The following is a 23,798-nucleotide window of genomic DNA, read 5'->3' on the forward strand; positions in this document are numbered from 1 at the left end:
AGGCGATGAGTTTTTTAGCAATATAGTGTAAAATAAGAGAAGTGAAAATTCAGAAGGAGGAATGAATCAATGGCTACATTAGTATTCGGACATAAAAATCCAGATACGGATTCAATTACATCTACTTTAGTCATGACTGACTTACAAACAAAATTAGGTATGGACGTGAAAGCTTGCCGTTTAGGTGATGTTAATAAAGAAACTCAATACATTTTAAATCATTTCCAAGTGGAAGCTCCAACGTTAATTGAAGAAGTTACTGAAAATGATGAAGTTATTTTAGTGGACCACAACGAATTTAACCAAAGTGCAAACGGAATTGAAAAAGCAACAATCAAAATGGTTGTTGATCATCACCGTATTGCAAACTTCCAAACATCTGAACCATTATTCTATCGTGCAGAGCCAGTTGGATGTACAGGAACAATTTTATATAAAATGTATAAAGAAAATGGAATCGAAATCGAGCCTAAAATCGCAGGATTAATGGCAAGTGCGATCATTTCAGACTCATTATTATTCAAATCACCAACTTGTACACCACAAGATGAAAAAGCGTGCCGTGAGTTAGCGCAAATCGCAGGATTAGATGTTGAGACTTACGGATTAGAAATGTTAAAAGCAGGAACTGATCTTTCTGATTTAACAGCAGGTCAATTATTAGGGATTGATGCTAAAGTATTCCCAATGGGATCATCAACGGTTGAAATTGCACAAATCAACGTGGTTAGCATTGAAGATATGATGACTCGTAAAGCTGAGTTAGAAGAGCAAATGCAAGCCATTATTGCAGAAAAAGGATTAAACTTATTCGTCGCTGTCATCACAGATATCTTAAATAGTAATTCACAAGTAATCGCATTAGGTGAACGTACGGATATCGTTGAAAAAGCATTTAATGTTGAATTAACAGAAAACACAGCTTTACTTGAAGGTGTTGTTTCTCGTAAAAAACAAATCGTTCCAGTGATGGATCGTATTGCTTAATTAATAAGTATTAGGGAGGACTTTTAAAAGTCCTCTTTTTTTATTGAAAACTATTTTATCCACAAGGAATGGTTAAAATTTCTTTTAAAATATAAAATTTGAGATATAATATTGAATGAAATTATTTTTGGGAGGTTCATTTATGAACGATTATATCGATTTGTTTTGGACATTTTGTCGCATTGGTGGTTTAACATTTGGTGGTGGTTATGCCATGTTACCAATGTTACAAAAAGAAGTGGTAGAAACGAAAAAGTGGGCGACTGAAGAAGAAGTGATGGATTACTATGCTGTTGGACAATGTACGCCAGGTGTCATCGCTGTTAATACAGCCACTTTTATTGGTTATAAACATCATGGAATTTTGGGGGCGATTGTTGCAACAGCAGGTGTTGTGTTTCCATCTTTAGTGATTATTATGATTTTAGCTGCTTTTTTACAGACGTTTGCAGAATTTGAGATAGTTCAACATGCTTTTAATGGAATTCGTGTGGCTGTTTGTGTGCTTGTTTTAAATGCGGTGATTAAGTTATGGAAAGGATCTGTTATTGATAAAGTGTGTCTAGGAATCGTACTAGTTACGATTGCCATTGGAATCTTAACGAATATCTCACCGGTATTTATTGTGATTTCAGCCGCTATCGTGGGATTGTTAGTCAAAGGGAGAAAGGGAGAGAGAGCATAATGACGTATTTCATTTTATTTTTGGAATTTTTTAAGATTGGATTATTTGCCGTCGGTGGCGGACTTGCGACCTTACCTTTCTTATATGAACTAGCAGAAAAATATACTTGGTTTGATGAAGCGATGCTTGGAAACATGATTGCGGTTTCTCAATCAACACCTGGTCCAATCGGGATTAATATGGCGACTTATGCTGGGTTTAATGCGGGTGGAATTTTAGGTGGATTAATTGCAACCATTGGATTAGTTATGCCATCCGTTATTATCATTATTATTGTGGCTCATGTTTTAAATAAATTTAAAGAGAGTAAAGCTGTACAATCTGTGTTTTATGCCTTACGACCAGCTGTTACCGGACTAATTGCTGTTGCGGGATTTGGTGTGTTTAAGATTTCAGTTTTAACACTTGATAAATTTAATGTGACGCATCATTGGGCGGATTTTTTAGATTTCAAAGCAGCTCTTTTATTTATTGTTTTATACGTTATTACGAATAAAATTAATAAACATCCAATTTTCTTTATTGCAGCTGGAGCTCTGGTTGGAGTTATTATTGGATTATGACCATTCAGATAGAAGGAGAAAACCTTCTATCTTTTTTTATTTCTAATAAAAAGGATTACAAACCAGTATTATCCTATATTATCTAGTTATTCATTTCTAATTGAGCTAAAAGTTATATTTTTTGTCGATTTATGAGAAATTTGTATATGAAAATATGTAAAAATACGATATATTTAGAAGAGAAAGGCATATGTGCCATTTGTAATTTGATAAGAGGTGAATTCATTGTTAAGTGAAGTTGATAAATGGAGCCAAAAGTATACATGGTTCCGAAAAATGACGGTTTGTTTTTTAGTCATTTTAATTAGTAGTGTCATCGGCTTTTTCTTGACGTTATCGTCTGCATTTATTAGTACGGCTTGTTTAATTATTAGTTTCCTGTCTGTTTTAGGGATCCGAATTGGCTTAGGTAAAATGGATGAGTTTAAATCATTATACGTCAATACTGTTCCGATGATTAATCCTGAGAAAGACTTTAAAGAAGGAAGGTCTTTAGCGGAAAATGAAGAGCTGATGTTAAGTAAAGGTGTTTCAGCTGATGAGGTTGAAGCAGCACTTGAAGCTTTAGTAGAAGAAGGACAGCAATTAACACAAATCGAAGAAATAGTGGTCATCAATGAGTCTAGTCAAATTGAGGACGTAGAAGTGACTGAATTAGAAGAAATTCAAGAAGAAACAGAAGCGACTGAATTAGAAGAAACTCAAGAAGAAACAGAAGCGACTGAATTAGAAGAAACTCAAGAAGAAACAGAAGCGACTGAAGTAGAGGAAATTCAAGAAGAGACAGAAGCAGCAAAATTAGACGATGTTCAAGAAGAATCGGCCCAGCAGACACTTTCTTTAGAGGAACAGGTATTTGAGACTATTAAAATGATTTTAAGAATGAATCATTGTGAGGTCGAGAACCTATCTTTCAAGACGGTTGGAAAGTATTTAACGATTTATTTAAAGAGTCGTGTGATGATGCGTTTGAAATTAACCGGACGTAAACATTATGTTCTAACTTATTTATCTCAAGCTGAGGTTGAAGCTTTAGGATTAGTCTTTGATACGCCGGCTAAGAGCGAGGCTTATACGAGTCGTGTTCAGTTTACATCAATTGCTGTTTTAGCACAGTTAGAAGCACAGATTGTTGAATTATATAATCGCTTAGTTAAATAAACGAAAAGCATGATCATAACCAGATCATGCTTTTTTGATGGATATAAATGAAGGCGTATTCACGATTTTAATCGATGTTTCGACAAATCGTGAGCGAATTTACGTGAACGACATGTTATATTACTAGGGTTAATAACCATTCGGATATAAAGGGGGAAAGTTTGATTAGAAAAGACGAAGTCAATCAAAATTCAATAGGGAAAATGAGTAAAATCTAAGTAATGGAGATGAGTGGGTATGCTATCATATAAGTATTTATTTGATATGGCATTAATTCTGTTGAGTACAAAAGTTTTTGGTTTAGTAACGAAAAAGTTTTCGATGCCACAAGTGGTTGGAGCCTTATTAGCAGGGCTAGTATTAGGGCCTGCGATGTTAAATGTGTTACACGAAACAGATTTTATCAAGCAAGTTGCGGAACTAGGTGTCATTGTCTTGATGTTCACAGCGGGACTTGAAACAGATCTAACAGAGTTAAAAAAGACAGGAAAAGCATCATTTATTATTGCATTACTTGGAGTATTAGTTCCTTTAGTCGGGGGACTGGGCATTGCTTCTATTTTTAATCAAGAAAGTTCACCAGAAGAGGTTAGTCATTTATTACAAAATATTTTTATTGGGGTTATTTTAACGGCGACCTCTGTTAGTATTACGGTTGAAACGTTAAAAGAGTTAGGAAAATTAAATACACGTGCTGGTAATGCCATTTTAGGAGCAGCGATTATTGATGATATTTTAGGAATTGTAGCTTTGACGATTGTCACAAGCTGTGCGGATGATTCGGTTAATATTGCCCTTGTATTAGGCAAGGTTGCCTTATTTTTTGTTTTTGCGATTGGTGCGGGCGTTTTATTTTATCAGTTTTATAATCATTGGGTCAGAGCTTATCAAAAAGATATGAGACGCTTTGTGATTATTGCTTTTGTTTTTTGTTTGTTACTTTCATTTTGTGCAGAAGAATTTTTTGGTGTTGCAGACATAACGGGAGCCTTTATTGCAGGCTTGATTTTATCGAATACACCATGTGCTCAGTATATTAATTCTCGATTTGAAACGATTTCTTATATGTTACTTTCGCCCATTTTCTTTGCCAGTATTGGAATTCAAGTAGATTTAAGTGAGATGAGTAGTGAATTATTAATATTTACAGTTATATTAGTGATTATTGCTATTATATCTAAAATTATTGGTTGTGGGATAGGGGCTAAACTTTGTCAATATTCGAATCGAGAATGTGTACAAATCGGAGTTGGAATGATCTCGCGCGGTGAAGTCGCATTGATTGTTGCCAGTAAGGGAGCAGCGTTAGGATTGATGGGTGCAACCTTTTTTGGACCGGTGGTTATCATGGTCGTTGTGACCACTATTCTGACTCCGATTTTATTAAAATTAGTTTTTAGTTCAAATAAAGAATCTGATTCTGAGCTTCATAAAAAATCAAAGTTAATTCAATCATAAAAGTGGTGCTACTCAGTAGCACCACTTTTTTAATGTTGAAGATGTAGTTTATAAGAGGTTTCGTAAAGGGTTTGATTCGTGAAAAAAGAGACGGTATAAACATCTGAAGGTAATAGACTTAAATCCGTTCGATCGATCACCCGATAAAGGTTCTCTTTTTTCAGTGCTCGTTTATAAGCGGAAGGAAGGCGAGGAATGGAATCATCCATCGTTACCAAGAAGCAATCTGTGGGAGAAATACTATAAGTATAGCGCTCTTCATTCACATTGGTTAGGACCAGTGTTAATTCATCTGTGATTTGCTCTTTCATGAGATAGGTATCCAAAAATAATACCGAATCAGTTAAGGTCATTGTTTGAATAAGTGATGAATCCAATCTTTTTTTAGTGAATGACTCAGGTAAAAGCGGCGTTTCTTTTTGAACGTTTAAATTAACTTTACTCAAACTTGAGATTGGAGTAAATTCGATTGTTAAATTTAAATCACTCATGTCTAAGGCTTCACTCGTATAGATATGATTAATACCTTCAGCTAAAAGTTCCATTTCAAATACAATCGATGACGCATCATGGGCATCGACCTCAAAGAGTTTCCCCCCTGTTTGATTTCCTTGTTGAATGAATCCAAATAAAACAAGCATCGACTCATTCATTGGCAAGTAATCGACTTCACTAATAATGCTTGAAAAGAGAGGCGGGTTCAACTCTTCTCCAAATGACCAAAGTTGTTCAATGGTCAAATCAGATTCATGAATTCGATAGTGGACGGCACGACTATATTGATTTAAATCTGGATACAATTTTCTAGGAAAAACACCGATATCGACATGATTGTCAAAAAGGATCAAATCCGTTGTTTCTGGATTTTGATCAAGGTCGGGTAAGACTTTGGCAGAATGTTGGGCAAATGGCCAAGAAAATGGTTCATTCACAGGTGTTAATAAATAAGGTTGTAAGCTTTCATTGACCTCATCAGGTGCTCCTAAAATCCATTTAATCTCTTTTTTCTCAGGATTGATTTTCACGACCATACTTTGTGAACGCCCTGAAGCAATGACCGACTGGTCACTTGAATCTATCATGGCATAATTGAGATGGAACCAATCATTGTAATCCCCTTTAATGGCTTGTGGTAGTGTTTGTTCAAAGCGGGAAACATCGAGATAATCTCGCAAATTAATAGTCTCTAACACATCTCCAGTATTGGAGTCGAGCAGATAGATGATATCTTCGATGTAGCGGTTATTTGATTTATCAGATGAATTGATTAAATAATCACCACCATCTGTTTCAACTAATGAATGATGACCAGCGCCAGGAATATACATTTGTTTTAAAATCTGACCTAAATAATTACGCTCAATTAATGCCTGATGATAGTAGTAAAAAGCAGGGACATCATAGGTTAATAACGTACCATCCTTTAGAGGTGTAACGGAACCGGATGAAGCCTTTTGAATCCAACGAATGTCTCCCGCTTCATCGATGAGATAGTGATAGTGATCATCCGATACTAAATAAAGTTTCGTTTGCTCTGAATTCGTTTTAAACTGGGTCACCTTTGGATGGATGGCCTGACTTGGTAAAGGATCGGTTTTAAGGTGAAGCGTATGCATTAGTACTTCTCCCGTTTCTAAGGTGGCCTGTAAGTGAATCGTATTCATTTCATTTGCATAGAGTCCCGTTAAAATAAGAAAGTGCTCTTTTGTTGGAGTGGGGGAGGTGTAAGTAAATGATAGTTGTGGGGTGTGACCGACCACTTCATAGCTGACGATGGCCTCTTCTTCTGTCTTAAACATTAGTAAATAAGAAAGGGGCGAATTTTGATAAGGATCCTTTAACAGATAAGGATTTTCAATGGTATAATTGCCCGCATCAAATTCAATTAACCAATCTTGTTCGAGTTGATGTTGGACTTCTAGAGGGGGTGACGTTGACTCAATAGTGATAGATGTAGCTTCACAACCAGTCAGTAAGGTGAATAAGAATAAAAAACTTATTTGAAATAATCGTGGGATCATAAAAAGTCCTCCTTAAACAAATACTTCGTTTTATTTTACTATAAAAGGATATGATATAAAAGGGATAATCCTTTTGAGATTAGGAACGGAAAAAGGGAATGTCGTTTCGTGTTTTTTTTTGTTGCAATTTACAAAGGGAGTATTTTATAATGAAAAATAGCATTTATGCAACGAGATTAAAAAGAAGAGGACGACTAAATGGTGATAAACGAAGTACCGATTCAAGGTTATTTATATGTAATTAATTATGCAGAAGGTGAAGAATCGTTATGTAAGCTTGAAATGAAAGTTTTATTTGGACAAGAGTTAACGGATAAGTATCTCTTTTCTCCAATTGATATTGATCCTTCTCGTAGTGTCTTTATTAAAGAACGTTTAACGATTTTATATCGTCATGAAACGTATGAGGGTCTTTATGAGCAAGTAAAGGCGAATCCATTAAGTTATGAAACGTTTAAGTGTCTATTCTTACGATTTAAAGGGCAAACGGTAGAGTATAAAGAACGTTTAGAACGTTTAAAACGTGTTGGCTTTTTAATTGGTGGAGAAGCGGACATGTATCAACCTAAACAACTTCTTGGATTGACGGAATTAAATGGGGAATGGTTCTTTGGAACGTTAGAGCCTAATTCCAATGAATGGGTTACTCATGAAAATAAACCGCATTCTTATTCATTTTCATTAAGTGTCCGTGTTTCACGTGCTGTGGCCAATCTAGCAGTAGGGTGTGATTTGACGAAACGAATTATTGATCCATGCTGTGGTGCAGGAACTGTCGTACTTGAAGTGTTAACCGTTGGTGGAAACATTGTAGGGAATGAATTAAATCCTAAAGTCGCATGGAAAGCGGAAGAGAACTTAAAACATTATGGTTATGAAAATGTGATTCAAATCGGAGATATTCAAGAGATTCAAGAACATTATGATTTAGCAATCGTTGATTTGCCATATGGACATTTTAATCCCATTGCACCGGAAATCCAACAAATGATTATGAATGAGGCGCGTCGCATTGCCGATCAATTAATTATTGTGACTCAAGTAAAGATGGATGAACAATTAAAAGAAGCAGGGTTTGAAATTGTGGAGCAATGCGAAGCTGTGAAGGGGAAATTTGTTCGTTATATCACGATGTGTTGTTAAATAAAAATGGATCAGAACAACGTAGATTAGTAACTAGGAGGAAAGTATGACAAGTAAGTTATTTAAAGACTCAATAGTCATTGGGTTTGCATTATTCGCCATGTTTTTTGGTGCAGGAAATTTAATTTTCCCACCGTTTTTAGGAAATTCGGTAGGGGATCAATTCGTCCCAGCCTTATTTGGATTTTTATTAACAGGAGTGGGCCTTCCTCTTTTGGGGATTTTAGCCTGTTCACGTGCGGAAGGATCGTTTGAAAAAATAGCTTCTCGTGTTGGACCACGATTTGCGATGGTGTCAACGGCCATCTTAATTTTAGCGCTTGGTCCAGTGATTGCTATTCCACGTACGGCTTCAACAACGTATGAATTAGGAATTGTAACGTTATTCCCATCGGCTAATTCATTGATCACAACAGTTGTGTTTTTTGCTGTTTGCTTATTCTTTGTTTTAAAACCAACCTCAATTGTTGATGCAATTGGAAAATTTTTAACCCCTGTTTTATTAATCGTGTTAATTTCGATTGTCGTAAAAGGAATCTTTATGCCAATTGGTGACATTGCTCCGCTTGGGGTAGAAGGGACGTTTGTTTCATCGTTTAAAGAAGGCTATCAAACGATGGATGCGATTGCAGCTATGATTTTTGGATCGATTGTCTTAGCCTCAGTACGATCAAAAGGATATAAGGATCATAAGGATATCTCGAAAGTGATTATGATGGCGGGAATGATTGCCGTTTTAGGATTAGCCATCATCTATGGTGGTTTAATGTATTTAGGTGCCCAAACTTCAGGTCTTGAGCATGTATCATTTACGCGCACTCAATTAGTCATGTATATTGTGAAGGAAGTATTTGGATCATTCGGAACTATCTTCTTAAGTATTTCAGCCATACTCGCTTGTTTGACGACAGCAGTTGCCTTATTAAGTGCTAGTGCAGAGTTCTTTACTAAGCTCTTTAAGGGGAGTGTTCCTTATGTAGCCAATGCTATTATTTTAACGGTTATCAGTGTGTTAATGGCAACCAATGATGTCGATTCTATTGTAGCATTAGCTGGGCCGGCATTAGATGTGATTTATCCACTGGTAATCGTCTTAATCGTCTTAACTTTAATGGGACGCTTGGTGAAATCGGATCGAGTGGTCGCGTGGACGGTTTATGTCACATTAGTGGTTAGTCTTTTAACAACGCTAGTACCAATGATGAATATCTCAAGCCTAACAGCCTTAATGACATATTTACCACTTCATGCCGCAGGACTTGGATGGATGATTCCAGCTATTTTCACGTTTATTCTGGCAACTGTTTTAACGAAATCAACGAAATAGTTTAAAGTCCCTCCTGTCAAACAACTTGACAGAGGGACTTTTATTTTTTATGCTAAATAAGTAAGAAGCCGTGATTTTTGTACATCATAAAAAAATTTACTGCCTCTATAGTCAGTCTTTATTAGGAGGTTTTATGATTTTAAGTCTGATGTAATCAATATAGGTTATAGATAGAGATGAAGAAGAGGTGGAGGAAATAAGTATGAAACAAAAAGTTAGATTTGGAATTATTGGAACTAACATTATTACCGATCAATTTATTCAAGCAGCATCTCATTGTGAAGCTTTTGAATTAAGTGCCGTTTATTCACGTACAGAAGCACGTGGTCAAGCGTTCGCTGCCAAATATGGGGTGAAACATATATTCACAGATCTTGAAGAGCTTTTAACGAGTGATGTAGTCGATGCGATGTATATTGCGTCTCCTAATGCCTTACATGCGAAGCAAGCAATCATGTGTTTAAATTATCAAAAGCATGTATTGTGTGAAAAGCCATTAGCATCAAACTTGAAAGAGGTTGAAGCTATGATTGCAGCTGCAAAAGCAAATCATGTTTTGTTGATGGAAGCGATGAAGACGACGTTATTGCCAAACTTTAAAGTGATTCAAGAACAGTTGTCTAAGATTGGAACCGTGCGCCGTTACTTTGCAAGCTTTTGTCAGTATTCATCACGCTATGATGCCTATCGCGCTGGAACGGTTTTAAATGCCTTCAATCCTGAGTTATCGAATGGTGCATTAGTCGATATCGGTGTGTATACTATTGCCCCTATGATTGCGTTATTTGGAGCTCCTTTAGCCATTAAGGCAAGTGCTTATCTGTTAGAATCTGGTGTTGATGGAGAAGGGTCAGTGATTTTTGAATATCCACAAATGCAAGGAACCGTTATGTACTCCAAAATTTCAAACTCATCTCTTCCAGCCGAAATCCAAGGTGAAGAGGGAAGTATCATCATTGATCGAATTAATCAAATGGATCAGGTCACGATTCATTATCGAAATGGTGAGGTGGAGGAAATAACATTACCGCAAGTGGAGCAGAATATGGTTTATGAAGCCGAAGAATTTATTCAGCTCATTTTAAATCAAAAACATGAATCAGCAGTGAATTCATTTAAATTTTCGTATGAAGTCATGCGAGTATTAGATGAAGTTCGCTCTCAAATTGGGCTCGTCTATCCAGCTGATTTAAAGGAAATTGATTAAGAGGTGATGAAACTGAAGCAACATTCTTTACTCGCCTATATTCATCCAACGAATTTAGAACAGTTAGAGCGAGTATCCCAAGAGATAACTTTAAAAAAGGGTGAAACTTTATTTCGACAAGAAGATATCGCGCATTCGATTTATTTTGTTCGTGAAGGAACATTAAAAATATTAAAGACGTCATCGATGGGACAAGAAAAAATCTTTTCTTTATATCAAGGTGGGCAGTTTGTTGCCTTAAGTACGTTATTTAATCCTCCTCACCGTTATCCTGCTACAGCCATGGCTGTTGAAGAAACGATTGTGGTTAAAGTTCCACGTGAGGCGTTAGAAGCGGGAATTTTATCGACTGAAGTAGCAACGCGAGAATGGTTTAAACAACTCAATCGTCGATTAGAAGGTGTTCAACAATTATTAACGGACCAAGTATTCATTGATGCGAAAGAGCGATTTAGAAAATGGTTACAACGCTTTACTACTGCCCATATGTCTTCTTCAGACGATGTCTTTGTAAAAATTCCTGTAACTAAACAAGAGATTGCTGATTTACTCAGTATTCGCAGAGAAACATTTAGTCGCCTGTTAGGGGAACTAAAAGAAGAGGGATTGTGTGAAGTCAAGGGGAAAACCTTTAAAATCAATCGTCAATGGTTAAGTGGTGAAGAGTAGTTCGAAAAGTCGAGCTACTTTTTTTTATTTTTTCCCTGAATGTGATGTACCTCACATCTTTTTAAAAAAGCTGACGTTATAATGAAGCAGTCATTTAGATTAAGAGGTGAGAGTTATGGAAATGAATTGTAATCAATGTCAAGAAGCGGCAAAAGGGATCGGATGTACGGTCTTTGGTGTTTGTGGAAAATCACCAGAATTAAGTGCCTTAATGGATACATTTATTTACTCGTTAATTGGATTATCATCACTTGCGGTGGAAGCCAAAAAATTAGAAATTAATACTGAAGAAATTGATTTATTTGTGATTGAAGGATTATTTGCAACGATTACAAATGCAAACTTTGATGAAGAAGAATTTGTCTCACGTATTCAAGCAAGTATCAATTATCGTGAACAATATAAAGCATTACTTCAAGAAAAAGGAATCGTCTTACCATCAGCAGCTATTTATGAACTAGACGTCAAAACAAAAGAAGAAATGATTCACAAAGCACTTCATTTAGCAATTCATCAAACAGCAGATGAAGATATTCGTTCGATTCGTGAGTTAATGTTATTCGGATTAAAGGGATTAGCTGCTTACTTATCACATGCTGAAAAATTAAACTATAAAAATGAAGCTTTATTTAGTGCAGCGCATGAATTTATGGCTTCATTAGTAAATGATGAATTAACACTTGAGCAATATGTTCCAATGACATTAGCACTTGGTGAAGTTGGAGTTCAGGCGATGGCGTTATTAGACGAAGCTAATACAACGACATTTGGAAATCCAGAAATTTCAACTGTCGAGATTGGAGTAGGGACACGTCCAGGAATTTTAATCACAGGACATGATTTACACGATTTAAAACAATTACTTGAGCAAACAAAAGATCAGGGGATCGATATTTATACACATAGTGAAATGTTACCAGCTCATTATTATCCTGAACTTAAAAAGTATGAGCATTTAAAAGGAAACTATGGGAATGCTTGGCATTTACAAACAAAAGAATTTGAAACATTTAATGGACCAATTGTGTTTACAACGAACTGTTTAGTGCCACCACGTTCTAATTCAACTTATATGGATCGTGTGTATACAACAGGAAATACAGGATATCCAGGATTTAAAGTAATTCCTGTGTTAGAAGATGGAACAAAAGATTTCTCAGCTGTGATTGAGCAAGCTAAACAATGTGTAGCGCCAACAGCGATTGAAGCCGGACAATTAGTGGGTGGATTTGCTCATCATCAAGTCTTAAGTTTAGCAGATTCAATTATTGAAGCAGTAAAAGGTGGGGCGATTAAACACTTTGTCGTAATGGCCGGATGTGATGGACGTCATAAAGAACGTCAATATTATACAGATTTTGCCCAAGCATTACCGAATGATTCTGTGATTTTAACGGCTGGATGTGCCAAATATCGTTATAATAAATTAGAATTAGGAGATATCAATGGAATTCCACGTGTGTTAGATGCAGGGCAATGTAATGATTCATACTCATTAGCTGTCATCGCCTTAAAATTAAAAGAAGCGTTTGGACTTGAAGATATTAATGATTTACCGATTGTTTATAATATCGCTTGGTATGAACAAAAGGCAGTTATTGTCTTATTAGCGTTATTATCACTTGGTGTGAAAAAAATTCACTTAGGGCCAACATTACCTGCATTCTTATCACCAAATATCGTCAACTTCTTAGTTGAAACATTCGAAATTGGTGGTATCTCAAGTGTTGATGAAGATTTAAAAAAGTTTTTATTAATCAATGAATAATTAAAAAACTGAAGGGAGTTATAAGTCTCCCTTCAGTTTTTTTATATTAAGTTTCTTGTCTTAATTAATCGGCAGAAGAATCACATAATAATAAACATCGTATAGTGTCATATCAAATGCATGTGATGAATAGTATCGTTTTTAGTAGCAACTTGTCTCGGTAACTACCGCGGAGATTACTATTTAAAAATAAATAATAATGAAATTGAGCATCTTCGATGTAGTGGACAGATAGATCGTTACTAAATAGACTAATTTATTTGGTCCTTGAATATACTTCGTTGGTGAAAAAATGACTCTTTTTATGATTTGAACTTCCAAAAGTATTGAATGAATCGTTAAGATTTCCCCATTCTTTTTGCTATGTTTATCATAATTTAAATAGAATTTAAAAACCGGAAAAAAGTGTAAATATATATGGCGAAATATAATTCATATTTTTTCTATATGTAATCTATAACAAAAAATCTAAAAATAACTGATATTAAACTATTTTCTATGTTAAGATTCCCGTTGAAATTATGTTAAAACCTTTTAGCCTTATATAAATATATAACATATAACAGGATTGCAAACAAAAATAAAAGGTAAAACTTCACTGTTTAAAATAACGTATGATAGATAGCGAAATGCTCATAATATTGTCGAAAGAAAGGTGATAATTATGGCTAAAAAAGGAATGCGACGTCCTGATCCAAGTGAGCCACATGGAACAGAGAGCAACAAAAAAAATAAACATCCTAAAAATGATATGCCCCCTGTTCCTGAGATTCAAGGAAAAGCAAAACATGGGCATGTTAAAGCTGGACGTGTTTAAAAAAAATGTCTATCCGATAATCGGATAGACATTTTTTTATGATGATTTTAACGTGACATTCCCGTTTTCAACTGTGATTCTTAAACTGATTCGCTTTTGTTCGTGCTCAAATTGAATGGTTGCGATTTCTCCTTCTAAATCAATAATGGTTCCATCACCGAATCGTTGATGATGAATCAAGACTCCAATTTGATAAGCTTTTAAATCAACAGAGGTGGTTAGGTTCATGGATTTCAGTTCTGAAATCGAGCGTCCACTAGCCGTTCGTTTAGGCTGTGGTAATGATTCAGTTGCTGACTTTGGATAAAGAATTTGATGAACATCTTTTACAAAAACGGAACGGTTAAAAAGCATGTTGTGCTTATTGGCAACGCTCAGAATTTGAAGCTGATGGCGAGCACGTGTCATGGCGACATAAAAGAGACGGCGTTCTTCTTCAAATTCTTCTTCCTCGTGTAAGAGATGCTGATTCAAGGCACTTGATGAGGGGGTAATTCCATCCATACAATCGACTAAGAAGACGGTATTAAATTCTAAACCTTTAGATGCATGAAAGGTTAATAGGTTAATAGCAGGCATCATTTGCTGAGAACTTTGATGACTCAGCTGATACAGATGGGACAAGCGATTTAAAAACTCATGAAGGTCACCAGTTTCTGAGGCAATACTTTTTAATGTTTCAATGACGGCAAGACCTTGGGTATAAACTCGTTCTTTCTCGTCTTTAATAAATCCTCGTTTCGTTAAATAGCTTTCATAATCGAGCGTATCTAAGATAAAGTGAATGCCTCGTTTAGGAGGAAGGTCTTTAAGTTTTGGAAGATTTAATTTGAATTGTCTGATTTTATCACGCTGAAAGGCGGTTTTGAAAGCGACCTGACGTGTCAAATAATCTAAATAAGGACTTTCGCTTTGAGCTAAGGTTTGTTGAATGACAGAAGCAGACAAATATAGAATTTTAGCGATACGTTTAAAGGCTTCAGCATCTCTTGGATTTAGTGTGAGATGAAAGAAAGCGACGACATCTTTGACAATCGGATGAGTAAAGAAGGTAAGTTTCCCCTCTTGGAGTTTAAATGGAAGTTGGTGACGCTCAAGCATTTCAATCAACGAAATCGCTGAAACATTTTGACGATATAAAATGGCGACCTCATTTAAATCATCGATTGCTTTTAATTGTTCAATTAAATATGTAAACTGTTCTTTTTCAGTTTGAAAATGATGAAGAACCGGCACAGAAGAAGGGGGATTGGGAGTTTTAATTTCTTTTGGATAACGATCATGATTGTGACTAATAAAGGTTGATGACATCTCAACAATATTTTGGCTTGAACGAAAATTTTCCGTTAAATAAATAATTTGTGCGTCTTTGAAGGTTTGTTTAAAGTCAAGTAATTGCTTAGGGTAAGCCCCACGGAAGGCATAAATACTTTGATCATCATCGCCGACTAAAAAGAGGTTGTTTCTAGGAGTCGCCACTAATTTAATGAGTTCGTATTGAATTTTAGATGTATCTTGTGCTTCATCAATTTGAATGTGGGTATAGCGTTGTTGATAAAAGGTACGAAGCTCATCCTGATGAATTAAAATTTGATAAGCGGTTGTCAATAAATCGTCATAATCAAGGAAAAAGTTAGCTTCTTTTTTTTGTTCATAAGCTTTATAAACTTGAATAAATAACTCCACTTCATTTTCGACGTACTTTTTAATCTCCTTTGTCTGATGGGGCTCAATCATTAAGTTTTTTAATAAACTAATTTGCCCTGTTATCGTCTCATACTCGTCATCACTTAAATAGCGCTCGGATTTCTCAAGATAAATAGAAGCAAGCAGTTGTCGTTTACTATGTGTCATTTGATTAGGGGTATCAATAAATTCATATCGTGTCCCACTAATCTGTTCAAAATGTCGGATGATATGAAAAGCAAAACTATGAATGGTTGCGAATTTGACGTGATTTGCTAATGATGGAAATAGAGATTTAAATCGGTCATTCATGTCTTTCGCAGAGGCTTTTGAAAAGGTTAGAGCCAAAATTTGTTGAGGGGAAACGCCTCCTTTAACCATTAGATTTGCTAAGCGAATCACTGTGACAGTCGTTTTTCCGCTACCTGGACAACTAATCACACAGATTGGACCATGTAAAGCTTCCACGGCGTCTTTTTGAGAGGGGGTTAAGGTCATTTTAAAATGATCGTATAAATAAGATGTAAGTTCATCGGCCATAAGACGCGCCTCCTTTTAAAAGTGTTAAACTTCTTTCATTATACAAGAAGTTTCAAGATTTGACTAATCACGGCGTAAAGAAATTTAATCACTCAAAAAGAGGTCCCAGTGAATTGTTCTTATAATATGATAAAGTAGGAAAGAAGGTGAGGATATGGCTTTTTGGAATGATTTTCAGAAAACAGTTAGTAAAACAGCAGAAACAGGAATTAAGCATACAAATAAGTGGTTGGAAATTGGGAAGCTAACGATGTCGTTGAATGCGGCAAAGTTAGAGTTAAATGAGTTGTTTGAGCAACTTGGAGAGTATATATATGTAAATAAGGTGAGTGATATCACACATTCAGATACTGTTCAAGAACTCTTTCATCAAGTCTCTCTTCAAAAGTCAAAAATTAGAAAAATACAAATGCAAATCAATCAAGTCAAACAAATTCGAGCGTGTGAAAATTGTGGGGCGGAATTGGATGAAAATGCAAAATATTGCCCTCAGTGTCGTGCGCCTCAATCAGATCAAATTGATTGGCATTTATAAATAAAAGCCCTTCTAAAGAGAAATAAATCTTAAGAAGGGTTTTTTAGATGGATAGAGGTGGAACAATTTGTCGAAATCAAGTATAATGATGGGTGCTTATGGAGAAAAAATAATCAGAGGAGGAGATTAGATGGTGATTATTAGTATCACGTTGATTATATTAATCGTCGCAGGGTACTTCATTAAAAAGAATTTCGATATTAAATGGGTGATGTTTGGAAGCGGGATTGCCTTGATGGGAAGTGCTATTTTACTTAAAGTACCTCTTTTACCTGAGGAAAGTAGTAGTGGCATTGCTTTTTTTGATATCTTTAAAGTCATTGGGACATTATTTACGAAACAGTTAACAGGAGCCAGTTTTATTTTGATGCTTCTGTTTGGATATACAGCGTTTATGAAACAAATTGGAGCGAATCAAATGACGGTTCGGATGTTGAGTCGCCCCTTATTACATTTAAAATATAAGGCGTTATTATTACCGTTATTTTATCTGATCGGAAATGTACTCGGATTAATTATTCCAAGTGCCTCAAGTTTATCTGTTTTATTAATGGCCACGGCTTATCCAATTTTAGTCTCAGCTGGGATTTCGCCACTTGGGGTAGCAGCTGTGATTGCGATGTCAGCAACGATTGCTCCCACCCCATTAGGAGCCGATAATTTATTAGCTTCTCAAGCTTTAGACATGACAGTGACAGATTATGTTTTTAATTATCATGCGAAAGCCTCTATTCCAATTATTTTAGTTTTAGCGATTGTTCATTATGTCTGGCAACGTTATATGGATAAAAAAGAGATAGCGTTAGCAATTAATCAGGAGATGTTAGTGAATCAAGAGGAAAGAAGCACGTTCAATACTCCACGTCTATATTCAATCTTACCCATGTTACCTCTATTATTAATGGTTATTTTTAATGTCTTTTTAAAGAAAGATAATGTCGGGATGGTTGAAGTTACGCTCTGTTCGTTCCTCTTTAGTATCTTCTGTGAGATGGTTCGGTTGAAATCAGTGCAAAAAGGAGTTCAATCGATTCAAGTTTTCTTTGATGGAATGGGAGTAGGGTTAACGACAGTTGTGATTCAAGTCGTAGCAGCATTAACGTTTGTGGAAGGATTAAAAATTATTGGTGTTATTGATTTGTTAACTAATAGTATTAATCAGCTGAGTGGAGCAGGATTAATTTTAACGTTATTCTTCTGTGGATTGGCTCTTTGTGTCGGATTATTAAGCGGAAGTGGATTGGCCCTCTTTTATGCATGCGTAGAATTAATGCCGAGCTTTGCAGCGTCTGCTGGGATGAATGCGATGTTACTTGCTATTCCGATGCAGTTTGTCTCTCATTTAGTAAAAAGTATTTCACCTGTATCGCCAACTGTTATTATTATTTCATCCATGATGAATGTCTCGCCTGTTGGATTAATTAAACGTACTATTGTACCTGTACTTATTGGAATGCTATTATCAATTATCCTACCGTATCTCTTATTTTAGTACACCGTGAAATGCTTAGTAATTAAGGACAATCAGTTACATATTTCACCCGTTTTCATATAATGCAGTAAAGAAACGAATGAAGGCTGTACAAGATAGAGGGGGGAATCCGATGCTTAGAGTCAATCGAACCTTTTTATTTGTTTATAATTTATTAGTTGCTTTAGCGTTCTTATTGCGTTATGTGATGGTTGGGCCTATCCTATTTAATCAAGTTTGGTGTTATTGGATGGTTCTAGTTGCGATGGCGTTAGTATTATCGTTGCTAAATTATGTAACATTTTGTCATCCGACACCACTTGAGATTGTCGCTTATCATGTCAATCTTATTATGCGTCATCCTATTGATCAAGGTGAAGATGAGGAGTATGATGCGCGTAATAAGTTATATTTATCTGAACGTTTTATAGAAAGCTCTAATTATAAATTTTTCTATTATGAAGACTGTTGTGCTAAAACGAATCAATATCATCGTATGAAAATTAAATTAGCTATTGGTGAACAAACCTTTAATAAAGCATCCATTATTATTAAAACGATGGATCAACAATATATTCGTTTTAATATGATTAAAGAAACAGATTATTCGCTGTTGGCCTTTTTATATGAGTGGGAAATTGATGACATTGACTATAGTGATCAAACAACATTTGAACGAATGGTCAAAGGTCAATAACGTGAAAGAGTTAGTAGAAAAGTGGTTCTACTAACTCTTTTTTTAATAGGAAAAAAGATATGAATAGTAAATACATTTAATGGGAATAGTAATAGAATCATTATTTAGGGGGCACTATCATGAAAGTCATCTTCTCTTTAATGTTAAACATCTATATTGATTATCGGATAATTCCGTCTCGTTATTAAGAGAGATCACCACTTGGTTATCTCTTTTCCTTGATAAACAGGACGCTGTTCCTAATTATAGCTTTGTCTGGTGCAGGGAAGGTGTATTTGTGATGGGGTTATTTCTCCTTTTAGTGGTCATGACCACTTCTTTTTATAATAGGCATTTGAAATCATCTTCAATGGGGAAGGTGATAAAACCTATTCAGAAGCAGTATCTATTTTATACGTTATTACCAGCAAGTTTATATAAAGTTACCCGTCTAAGTTGTTTAGGGATCAGGATGGATCATTTATTGTTTAATGAACAAGGCATCTATTTAATTCAAAAATTGAAAGGTCAGGGAATATTGAGTGGAAAGGTAGAAGATTGGTGTTTAAAGTTCCTATCTCCAACCTCATCTATCGAGAAAACAATTAAAAATCCGATTCCTGTTTTAGAGTCAAAGGTTTCACTTTTAAAAGAATTACTTAAGCTTTATGAGATAAATTTAATGGTTGAAGGGTATTATTGGTGCTAGTATAGTTTTATGGACACACTTAAGTTAAGTCGTTACAATAGACTTAATAAAAGGATGTGTCTGTATGAAAAAATATAATGCTGAATTTAAATCAATGATTGTTGAACTTTATAAAACTGGACGTTCAGTCAAAGAACTTAGTCGTGAATATGGTGTATCCGAAGTCACTATCTATAAATGGATTAAACAAATTTCTCCTATTACCTCAATAGATGATACTGATATCACACTTGAGGAGATTAAGCGCATGAAACAAGAGATGTTACGTTTACAAGAGGAAAATGAAATCTTAAAAAAGGCTATGACCACTTTCCCTCATCGGTTTCCGTTTTGGGAGAGTTTTTACGAAATTGATAAAATTTTTACATTCTCTTTTGTCTATATAAATGCGTCTTATTTTTCTTATTATTTTTAAGATAAAATGAAGTTAAAAAATATGAGCTTTTTACATACAAAGATGCAACTTGATGAAGGTGTATTTTTGTGTTATCTTAAACTAATTAATTCACTAAAATGTGTAGCAGATTAATCACAAACAATCGTTCGCAAATAACTGTGAACTTAAACAGTTAAGGTAATAAAAAATGGAAAAAGTGTTGATATTTATTTTAAGCTTCTGATTTAACATTAGAATTTGATGCTGAAGGTTGGGATTGGCGTTTAATTGTTTCGGATTCTGTTGTGTCTATCATTGAGGAAAAAGAAGGATATGCTTCATACGAGTTCAACTTGTCAAAACTTGAATTTGCCAAACAAGTTTATCAAGATTTTTCAATTAATTTAGAAGATTGGGCGCGTTGGCAAGAGTGCGAAGAGTTTAGCAAAGAAGAACTGGACTGCCAACGTCAATATTTGACTACACAATTAGGAACCTTAAATGACTTAATTGATGTGTACTCTAAACAATAACATTGTGTTTAGATAAATCTTGATGTTTAAAATAAAGACTTTTTTCAATTTTGGTGACGTTATATAAAAAAATCCTGATTAATGCTCTACAGTTTCAGTTTTTGAGTTGAAAAAATCAAATTACATTAATTTTTGCAAAGAAAAAAGCAGCCATTTTTAAAATGGTTGCTTTTGTGGTATTATCAATGTTTTTAGACATTTTAAATCAAATAAAATGTTATTTTTCACACCTGTTTTTACGTAGTTAAAAATTGTGGTAATAAATTTATTACCGACTTTTTTATGATTGTAAAAATGTCTTCAAAAATGATTGTAATTTTTAGGGATGAAATTATTATTTTAAAAAATAACTATTCATCTATCGGAAAATTTAATTTTATACAAACACCAGTAATTTTTTTCTGTTTTTTGTCATTTATTTTTTACAACTATTATTCCACTATATTATCCTTAAAATGTAAAATTTATTTGTAATTAGTGAGTGAATCACTGTTTACTATATCAGAGGTTTGCATAAGTCTAAGTTAGTTGACAGAGTGTAGAGTAGCAAATTATAATTAAAAGTAAAATTAAGGAAATCTTAAGGAATTGTGCACCTTTTTCTTAAGATTTATTCTTTATAATAAGTATTGTATAAAAAATGGGTATTCAATAGATTAGATTTGAAAGGAAGAAAGACATGAAATCTAAGTATGCGAAAAAATCATATATACAGGTAATATGTTTTGGTGCAATTATTGGTCTGATTACTGAATTATTGAATTTTTATCCTAATGATAATTTATGGGGTTGGAGTTCTATTGCGAGCTCTTTTGGCTTTTGGATATTCTCAACAACATTTGTGATTTACTTTAGTTCTTCTAATAAAAATGCAATGATAAATACCTTCTCATATTTATCGAGTATGTGTATTAGTTATTATTTACTACAAGGTATCATTGATTTTTGTACCCCAAATGTAACAGTTGATAATTTTCTCCAATGGGACCATTTATTCCACTGGATTGGTATATCTGTTCTTTGCGGACTTGTAGCTTATGTCTTGTTCTATTGGAACAAAAAGGTAGTTTGGGGTAGTGTGTTGTATGCACTTCCTGTTGCGGGTATGTTAGTTGATACGATTAACAACTGCATGAAGTTCTACTATTCGCAGACAAATTTAGTAAACAGCATTTTGGGTATTATATTTCTTCTGGTTATGTTCGTGGTACTATTTAAGAAAGCAGATAAGAAAGGGCTATTTGTTTTTGTCTTAATCGTTGTTGCGTTAATTGGCTTCATACTGTTCCCAACGACTTCTCAAAGTATTACAATGGAATCTACTATCACTTGCGAATTAGGCGGTAAAACTGTGGTGTTTTACATTAAAATGAGGGATGATGGTAAAATATTAGAAATTGAGGGCGACGAAACAGTTTATAAGGAAATAGATATTCATTCCTTGAAAAATATTCCAGACGTAGTCCATGCATTGCAAGACTATTACGAGAGTAAAGGTGGGTCATGGAATATGGAATAAATTCCAATATATCAAAAAAAGCAGGACCGAAGTCTTGCTTTTTTTTTCGTTCCTGAAAATAAACTTAAAACACCCTGAAGTTATTGTTGTTTAGGATTAAAAATAAAATAATTTTCAAAAAAAATACTTATATTATCGAGAAAACATCCATCCTTCGAATTTAAAAAAGGTCATAAATTATGAGAAATAATATTAATTTATTTATCAACTAATCGTCCAACATAGCCAAAATTTAAATTATCATTAAATTTTATTTTAACTTTTTGGGGTTAAAATTTCTCTAAAATATCTTGGATAATCAAAAGATATTTTTGTTCCAATATTCCTTAATAAAAGTATTAAAATTTATAGGGCAAAAATTAATGTAATTTAGTTTTTTCCCCAAAAAAAACTGAAACTGTTGATTAATGCTATCAGGATTTTTTTTGATTCTTTTATTTACTATTTTACAGTGAGGATGACTTAACTTGCTTGAGTATCTTCAAGCACTTTGGCTACATTTTGGAATTTCACACTATCAGTTCCGAAAAGTTTTTCAATTTCTGATAACACGAATTGACTTCTATGATAATCTAATTGTTCTTTTTGAGTTGAAGTTAAATTTTGAACGTCAATAGGACCAAAATCCATGCCAATCCCTGCAAATTTATCAGTTTCTAAATCAAAAAAAACGGTGATCTTCTCTCCAAGATAAACAGAATTTGTTTCTTCATCGTAACTTGCATTGATTTCAGCTTCTATTAACGTCTCTTTTAACCAAAAATCAAATAACGTGTCTGAAGTAGATAGTGATTCTAAACTTGTAGTGCTATCTAAATCAGGTGTTGTTTTAATCCCTAACAACAAACCACATCCCCCTCCGATTAAAAAAATTGTCATTGATAATAATAACTTTTTAATCATTTTAATCCCCCTCTGGTATCGTTTACTTAATTATATCACCACAAGAGATCATTTAGTCATTCGTCTACAAAACCTTCTAAAATAAATGGTATATCATAGCAATATTCTGTTTCCTTACAGTCTTAATTTTGATTTCAATAGCCTCTGATAGTCTGATTTAGTCCAGAATCTTATTTAAGCGAATTAGATACTTATCGTCGTCTTTAAATAATTCAAGGGCTAATTTTAAAATTCGAATTTCATTTTCTTTTTGTCGTTTTTTGCGATAAAGAATAATTAAACGATCATATGGAATGTTTTGATTACATTTCTTTTGAAGACATTCCTCATAAATAACAATCGCACTATCTATTTCACCGTTCTCTTCAAGTTTTTTGGCAACAATAAATTCTTTATCAAATGCATGTACTGACTTAGATTCTGGATGATTATTAGATGCAATACTTAAATTAACTTTTTCCGAAATATTAGTTTGCAATACATCTTTATTACCTCGACAATACTTATAGACTTCATGACAGACATAACAATCATCTTCTGCTAAATGACTGTTATACTCAAGTTTTAAATACTTTTTCAATGTCGGTAGATTATACCGTCTGACTTCTTTCATTTTTTGACGAGCTAATCTAAGCGTATCTATGTAGATAAATGTTCGTCCTGACAAATTTAATCGTTGCATAGCCTCTATTAAAAAACTTAAATCAAAAGAAGCATTATGTGCCACAATCACATCCTCACCAATAAAGTCAAGTAACTGAGGTAATAACTCCTCTAATATTGGAGCTGATTGACAATCTTCAATGGTAATAGAAGTTAACTCTGTTACCTTTGGCGGAACCACTGTCGTATTGACAAATGATACAAACCTACTGACCTTCAAATCATTTCTATAACGAATAGCTGCCATTTGAATAATGTGACAATCTTTAGGATTAAGCCCCGTAGTTTCAAAGTCTAAAACCACATAATCACAAGGATATTCACATTCTTTGGTGATTTCAAATATGCGTGAAGGTATTATATTCCTCAAAAATTCTCTCC

At 34.3% G+C, this 23,798-nt stretch carries 21 protein-coding genes and 1 pseudogene; 18 read left to right on the forward strand and 4 right to left on the reverse strand.

Annotated elements, in window-relative coordinates:
• Window positions 1–69 precede the first annotated feature (69 nt).
• The 5 genes from NEH75_RS06015 to NEH75_RS06035 all read left to right on the forward strand — a co-directional run bounded on the left by NEH75_RS06015 (window position 70) and on the right by NEH75_RS06035 (window position 4,854).
• A complete protein-coding gene (locus NEH75_RS06015) occupies window positions 70–987 on the forward strand; it encodes a manganese-dependent inorganic pyrophosphatase (RefSeq protein WP_055241402.1) in 918 nt (305 codons plus the stop codon).
• Window positions 988–1,129: 142 nt separating this feature from the next.
• Window positions 1,130–1,672, forward strand: a complete 543-nt coding sequence (locus tag NEH75_RS06020; RefSeq protein ID WP_055274967.1) for a chromate transporter — start codon at window positions 1,130–1,132, stop codon at window positions 1,670–1,672.
• The gene (locus NEH75_RS06025) at window positions 1,672–2,235 is read left to right on the forward strand and encodes a chromate transporter (RefSeq protein WP_055274968.1); all 564 of its coding nucleotides are present in this window, start codon (window positions 1,672–1,674) and stop codon (window positions 2,233–2,235) included. Before NEH75_RS06020 ends, NEH75_RS06025 begins: the two co-directional genes overlap by 1 nt.
• Window positions 2,236–2,460: 225 nt before the next feature.
• Window positions 2,461–3,396, forward strand: coding sequence for a hypothetical protein (locus NEH75_RS06030; protein WP_262948636.1), 936 nt, complete (start codon window positions 2,461–2,463; stop codon window positions 3,394–3,396).
• Between the two features lie 237 nt (window positions 3,397–3,633).
• The gene (locus NEH75_RS06035) at window positions 3,634–4,854 is read left to right on the forward strand and encodes a cation:proton antiporter (protein WP_055274972.1); all 1,221 of its coding nucleotides are present in this window, start codon (window positions 3,634–3,636) and stop codon (window positions 4,852–4,854) included.
• 29 nt (window positions 4,855–4,883) lie between these two features.
• Here NEH75_RS06035 and NEH75_RS06040 read toward each other — a convergent pair whose 3' ends face one another.
• On the reverse strand, window positions 4,884–6,875 hold the full coding sequence (locus NEH75_RS06040) for an aryl-sulfate sulfotransferase (protein WP_262948637.1): 1,992 nt from the start codon (window positions 6,873–6,875) through the stop codon (window positions 4,884–4,886).
• 198 nt (window positions 6,876–7,073) lie between these two features.
• Here NEH75_RS06040 and NEH75_RS06045 point away from each other — a divergent pair, with 198 nt between their 5' ends.
• From NEH75_RS06045 to NEH75_RS06070, 6 genes are all read left to right on the forward strand, one after another.
• Entirely contained in the window at window positions 7,074–8,018 is a 945-nt protein-coding gene (locus NEH75_RS06045) for a TRM11 family SAM-dependent methyltransferase (protein ID WP_070099766.1), read from the forward strand.
• A gap of 46 nt (window positions 8,019–8,064) precedes the next feature.
• Window positions 8,065–9,345 carry a branched-chain amino acid transport system II carrier protein gene (gene brnQ, locus NEH75_RS06050; RefSeq protein ID WP_055304624.1) on the forward strand — a complete coding sequence of 427 codons (1,281 nt, stop codon included), beginning with the start codon at window positions 8,065–8,067 and terminating at the stop codon, window positions 9,343–9,345.
• Between the two features lie 202 nt (window positions 9,346–9,547).
• Window positions 9,548–10,552: a Gfo/Idh/MocA family protein gene (locus NEH75_RS06055; RefSeq protein ID WP_055241390.1), complete on the forward strand. Its 1,005-nt coding sequence runs from the start codon at window positions 9,548–9,550 to the stop codon at window positions 10,550–10,552.
• Between the two features lie 6 nt (window positions 10,553–10,558).
• The gene (locus tag NEH75_RS06060) at window positions 10,559–11,221 is read left to right on the forward strand and encodes a Crp/Fnr family transcriptional regulator (RefSeq protein WP_147614341.1); all 663 of its coding nucleotides are present in this window, start codon (window positions 10,559–10,561) and stop codon (window positions 11,219–11,221) included.
• Window positions 11,222–11,336: 115 nt separating this feature from the next.
• Window positions 11,337–12,989 carry a hydroxylamine reductase gene (gene hcp / locus NEH75_RS06065; RefSeq protein WP_055304627.1) on the forward strand — a complete coding sequence of 551 codons (1,653 nt, stop codon included), beginning with the start codon at window positions 11,337–11,339 and terminating at the stop codon, window positions 12,987–12,989.
• Between the two features lie 664 nt (window positions 12,990–13,653).
• Window positions 13,654–13,806 (forward strand): hypothetical protein, encoded by a 153-nt coding sequence (locus tag NEH75_RS06070; protein WP_172676248.1) that lies wholly within the window; start codon window positions 13,654–13,656, stop codon window positions 13,804–13,806.
• Window positions 13,807–13,842: 36 nt separating this feature from the next.
• Here the strand turns inward: NEH75_RS06070 and NEH75_RS06075 are convergent, their stop codons facing one another.
• The gene (locus NEH75_RS06075; RefSeq protein ID WP_262948638.1) at window positions 13,843–16,032 is read right to left on the reverse strand and encodes an ATP-dependent helicase; all 2,190 of its coding nucleotides are present in this window, start codon (window positions 16,030–16,032) and stop codon (window positions 13,843–13,845) included.
• A 154-nt stretch (window positions 16,033–16,186) separates the two neighbouring features.
• Here NEH75_RS06075 and NEH75_RS06080 point away from each other — a divergent pair, with 154 nt between their 5' ends.
• The 7 genes and pseudogenes from NEH75_RS06080 (at window position 16,187) to NEH75_RS06110 (ending at window position 21,851) form a co-directional block, all read left to right on the forward strand.
• A complete protein-coding gene (locus tag NEH75_RS06080; RefSeq protein ID WP_055241386.1) occupies window positions 16,187–16,567 on the forward strand; it encodes a zinc ribbon domain-containing protein in 381 nt (126 codons plus the stop codon).
• 130 nt (window positions 16,568–16,697) lie between these two features.
• Window positions 16,698–18,059 carry a C4-dicarboxylate transporter DcuC gene (gene dcuC, locus NEH75_RS06085; RefSeq protein WP_262948639.1) on the forward strand — a complete coding sequence of 454 codons (1,362 nt, stop codon included), beginning with the start codon at window positions 16,698–16,700 and terminating at the stop codon, window positions 18,057–18,059.
• A gap of 112 nt (window positions 18,060–18,171) precedes the next feature.
• Window positions 18,172–18,735: a hypothetical protein gene (locus NEH75_RS06090; RefSeq protein WP_055241384.1), complete on the forward strand. Its 564-nt coding sequence runs from the start codon at window positions 18,172–18,174 to the stop codon at window positions 18,733–18,735.
• 280 nt (window positions 18,736–19,015) lie between these two features.
• The gene (locus tag NEH75_RS06095) at window positions 19,016–19,423 is read left to right on the forward strand and encodes a hypothetical protein (RefSeq protein ID WP_262948640.1); all 408 of its coding nucleotides are present in this window, start codon (window positions 19,016–19,018) and stop codon (window positions 19,421–19,423) included.
• 64 nt (window positions 19,424–19,487) lie between these two features.
• Window positions 19,488–19,721: pseudogene (locus NEH75_RS06100) on the forward strand (transposase); the annotation flags it as partial.
• A gap of 383 nt (window positions 19,722–20,104) precedes the next feature.
• Window positions 20,105–20,332 (forward strand): hypothetical protein, encoded by a 228-nt coding sequence (locus tag NEH75_RS06105; RefSeq protein WP_262948641.1) that lies wholly within the window; start codon window positions 20,105–20,107, stop codon window positions 20,330–20,332.
• Window positions 20,333–21,011: 679 nt separating this feature from the next.
• A complete protein-coding gene (locus NEH75_RS06110) occupies window positions 21,012–21,851 on the forward strand; it encodes a DUF6518 family protein (RefSeq protein WP_262948642.1) in 840 nt (279 codons plus the stop codon).
• Window positions 21,852–22,313: 462 nt separating this feature from the next.
• Here the strand turns inward: NEH75_RS06110 and NEH75_RS06115 are convergent, their stop codons facing one another.
• Both NEH75_RS06115 and NEH75_RS06120 read right to left on the reverse strand, forming a co-directional pair.
• Entirely contained in the window at window positions 22,314–22,754 is a 441-nt protein-coding gene (locus tag NEH75_RS06115) for a hypothetical protein (protein WP_262948643.1), read from the reverse strand.
• A 157-nt stretch (window positions 22,755–22,911) separates the two neighbouring features.
• Complete coding sequence (locus NEH75_RS06120; RefSeq protein ID WP_262948644.1) at window positions 22,912–23,787, reverse strand: PolC-type DNA polymerase III; 876 nt, start codon at window positions 23,785–23,787, stop codon at window positions 22,912–22,914.
• Window positions 23,788–23,798 lie beyond the last annotated feature (11 nt).

It is taken from the genome of Turicibacter sp. T129, assembly GCF_025594975.1.
GTDB classification, from domain to species: Bacteria; Bacillota_I; Bacilli_A; order MOL361; family Turicibacteraceae; genus Turicibacter; species Turicibacter bilis.